We start from the raw sequence: 4,567 nt of genomic DNA on the forward strand, positions 1-4,567 counted from the left end.
AATTTATAGCTTAAATCATAGGAAGTTTGGGGTTCACCATAGATTTCTATTAAATCAATGGTTTTGTTCAGATACAAATCTGCACATTGCAACTTAATTGCAGAAATTCCATCTGCATCAGTAAGAGTTCCTTCAATTGTGAAGTCATGTCCTGCACCACTTTGAATATGGTCTGTTTTTAACACTGCAACAGGTGATTCTCCATCAACATCTGCATATCCATTTTCATCACTACATCCTGTTACAAAGACCCCTGTAGCAAAAAGCGCACAGAGCAAAGAAATCTTTAAGAATCTTGTCCTCATAATTATTAGTATTTATGATTAAACATTATATTTTTCGATTTCAAAAATACTTAACCTTATTATCAATTAAGAAAAAACATCATGCAATGACCGAGCACAAATCATTCATTGTATGATTTACATCCCTTTAATTCAATAAATATTACTATTTTTGAATCTACCAAAATGAACAATATGAAATATCTTTTTACTTTTTTCCTTTGTATACAGATTCTTTCCAGCTATGGTCAACAGTATACAATCAAGAAGCTTGGATTAGAGAAAAAACTATCCAACAATTATATCATTGACATTGCTGAAGACAAAAACGGCTATCTTTGGTTTGCAACTGAAGACGGACTCAATAAGCTAGAAGGTGGATTATTCAGTTCGTATTATAAAAAAGATAATAGCCAATCGCTTAATTTGACAGGGAACGAGTTGAATTGCCTATTAGATGATCCACAAGATCCTGTGCTATGGATTGGTACCCAACGCGCCGGGCTTAACGCATTCAACTATCAAACCAACAAACAAACGATTTTCCTGCATGATGACAATAATCCATACAGTATTGCTACAAACGATGTGACAAATCTGGCAATTGCAGCAGACGGCAATTTATGGGTTGCAACTTATTGGAGAGGAATAGAATATTTAGACAAAAAAACCGGAAAATTTACACACTATAACCAGCAGACTGTCCCAGGACTTCCGAGCAATACCGTTTGGACTGTAGTTGATGACCACAAGGGAAACCTGTACATAGGCCATGCACAACACGGAATGAGTATTCTCTCAATTAAAACCAAGAAAATCAAAAACTTTACTTATAACAAACTGGACGATACAACAATACCAAGCAATAATGTCCAATGCATATTCAAAGACAATACTGGAAATCTATGGATTGGTACAGAAAAAGGATTAGCCCTATATAATCCAGAAACAGAGCACTTCATTAGAATAGGAGAACAAGAATCCCCTCTTACGCATCGAATATACGACATCCAACAATTCAATGAAAATGAATTATGGGTAGCCACTGAGTTTGGAGGAATTGCCATTATCAATCTTTCCAAGAGTTTGTTTTATACAGCCGAAAGCATACATTACATCCAGGCTGGAGATAATGAATATTACCTGAATAACTCAACTGTACGCTGTCTGTATCAAGATTCACATCAAAATATCTGGGCTGGAACATGGGGAGGAGGCGTCAATTTTCTTAGTTCTAATACCACTCTGTTTAAATCGTTCAGTTATTCACAAAATTCATCTGAAAGTGACCTAAGTTCTCATATTGCCAGCGCTGTATGCCTTGACAAGCAGAACAATTTATGGGTTGGTACAGATGGAGGAGGAATTAATGTAATAAAAGCAGGGAAAAGAACAGCTACTTACACAAAAAATGCCGGAAAACTTAGTGGCAACTCCATACAGACAGCCTTATGCGATAAACAAGGTAATTTATGGTTTGGTATATTTTATGGAGGAATTATGTTTTATGATACGCACAAACAAACATTTCACCAGATTTTTCCAGAAGCATATGCTACCCAAGATGTCCGTTCACTCTATGAAGACAAAGAAGGCATTATTTGGGTAGGAACCAGTAATGGAGTCTTCCAAATAGAAAGAGACAGTAAAAAAATCCGTCAACATACACACCTTCCAGATAACCTTGTACGTACGGTTATTAAAGACCAAAAAGGACAAATATGGGTAGGAAGCTTTGGAAGCGGAATATTTCTGTATTCCTCAGACTGGAAGCTGTTAAAAGACTTCAACACCTATCTTAACTTTCCGTCTAACACCATCAACCAGATTTTTGAGGACTCAAAAGGTTATATATGGGCTGCTACAGGAGAAGGATTAGTCCAATTTGAAAATAAATCCCCTTGGAAGTATAAAGTCTACCAGCGTAATGAAGGATTAGCCAATACCTTTATTTGGGCTATTGAGGAAGATGAAAACCAGAACATCTGGTTCAGTACTAATCAAGGAATCAGCTGTTTCGTGCGAAGTGAAGAAAGCATCTATAATTATGACTTCAGAGACAATATTCCAATGGCAAGCTTTACCGGAAGAAGTGCCTGTAAAGACCAAAATGGAGTTTTATATTTCGGTTCGACCAACGGACTTTGCTATTTTACTCCCAGTTATATTCTGGAGAAACGACAAGCTCCCAAAGCCATTATTGGAAAAATAACGGTTTTTGAACCTCTTATCGCTGAAAACAGTAATGAAACAGAAATTCCTTTAATTAATAAAGAAAGTGTACGACTAAAACACCTGCAAAACAATTTCAATATTTCATTCAACATACAGGATTACTCGCTGAATGAAAGAGTGGAGTATGCCTATATGCTTAAAGGGCTGGAAAACGCATGGTATACGGTAAAAGAACCCAACAACGTCACATTCCGTAACCTTCCACCTGGAAAATACGAGTTTTTAATTAAAACCCGTATCCGCAACCAAGAATGGTCAAATGAAGTATCATCCATAGAAATTATTATCGCTCCCCCATTATGGCTTTCCTGGTGGGCAAAACTACTTTATGTACTTTTGGCCGTAGGACTTCTTTTCATCGGACTATGGGCGTACAAACGTAAACTGAATCTGGAGTATCTGTACGAATCAGAAAAGAAAAGCCACGAACAGGAACAAGAGCTCAATGACGAGCGTCTGCGCTTCTACACGAATATCACCCATGAACTGCGCACTCCATTGACATTGATTTTAGGGCCACTGGAAGACCTGGTGAAAAGTAATACACTTTCCAGCAAAGACCACCATCGTATCTCTGTCATTCATCAAAGTGCCGTACGATTACTGAATCTGATAAATCAGATACTGGATTTCCGAAAAACAGAGACACAAAATAAAAAACTTTGTGTCACAAAAGGAAATCTAACCAATGTAGTTTACGAAACTGGGCTGAAATACAAAGAACTAAATAACAAACCTGAGATTCAGATCCTGATAGAAGTGGAAGATGAGAATATGACATTGTTTTTTGACAAAGAAGTCATTACTGTAGTACTAGACAATCTGATTTCCAATGCACTAAAATACACAGAAAAAGGATACATCCGTATCCGTGCTGAATGGGTTACAGAAAATGGCATACGATATGCACAACTTTCCGTAGAAGATACCGGATATGGAATCGGACAAGAAGCACTTACACATATTTTCGAACGCTATTATCAGGAAAGCGAAGCACATCAGGCCTCAGGAACAGGCATCGGACTGGCTTTGGTGAAGAATCTGGTGAAATTACATGAAGGAGATATTCAGGTAAAGAGTTTGCCCGACGTCGGTACTAAATTCTATCTGCGTCTGCTGGCTGAAAATATATACCCTCACGCATTACATGGAGAAGATATACAAACAGACAAGCAAGACACCAAAGAAGAGAACTCCTTTGAGAAGTTGGAAGCTACAGAGCCCAATAAGAATGCACGTCCGATCATTCTCGTTGTAGAAGATAATGCCGACATACGCGACTATATTGCAGATGCATTCACTGACTTATATGAGGTAAAAACAGCTGCCAACGGTAAAGAAGGATTACAAATAGCCACAGAATGCATTCCAGATATCGTGGTCAGCGACATAATGATGCCAGTGATGAATGGAATCATTATGTGTCAGAAACTGAAAGCGGACATGCGTACCAGCCACATCCCTATTATTTTACTGACAGCAAAAGATAGTATAACCGACAAAGAAGAAGGCTATCAGGCAGGAGCAGATTCCTATCTGACAAAACCTTTCAGTGCCAGTCTGCTGCAAAGCCGCATCAGTAATCTGCTGACACAAAGGCGACTTTTGTCAGAACGATTTGCCATCCGTCCTGAAAAACCGGAAAAACAAAGTATGGAGGAAAAAAGAGCTATTATTACAGAATCCATGAACAAACTGGACAAAGAATTCATGGACAAGATTACAAATGCCATCACTGAAAGCCTGGCAACCTCAGAAAATGTAGATATTACCGTACTTTCCAATGTGATGTGCATGAGCAGTTCCACACTCTACCGCAAGGTAAAAGCACTTACGGGTATGTCAACCAATGAATATATCCGAAAAGTTAAAATGCAACTGGCTGAAAAGTATCTGCTGGAAGGGAAATATTCGATTTCAGAAATTGCATTTAAGGTAGGAATCAATAGCAGCGTGTACTTCCGTCAGTGCTTCAAGGAAGAGTTCGGTATGTCAGCTTCCGATTATTTAAAGAAGTTGACCGGAAAATCCATTGATGAAAAAACGGA

At 38.1% G+C, this 4,567-nt stretch carries 1 protein-coding gene and 1 pseudogene; one reads left to right on the forward strand and one right to left on the reverse strand.

Annotation, left to right across the window (positions count from 1 at the left end):
• Positions 1-305: pseudogene (locus WKT20_RS17605) on the reverse strand (hypothetical protein); the annotation flags it as partial.
• Between the two features lie 174 nt (positions 306-479).
• On the opposite strand from WKT20_RS17605, the gene WKT20_RS17610 reads away from it, so the two are divergent.
• The coding region (locus WKT20_RS17610; RefSeq protein WP_340417825.1) for a hybrid sensor histidine kinase/response regulator transcription factor at positions 480-4,567 on the forward strand (4,088 nt) is incomplete at its 3' end.

It is taken from the genome of Phocaeicola sp. ICN-14070 (assembly GCF_037892625.1).
GTDB classification, from domain to species: domain Bacteria; phylum Bacteroidota; class Bacteroidia; order Bacteroidales; family Bacteroidaceae; genus Phocaeicola; species Phocaeicola plebeius.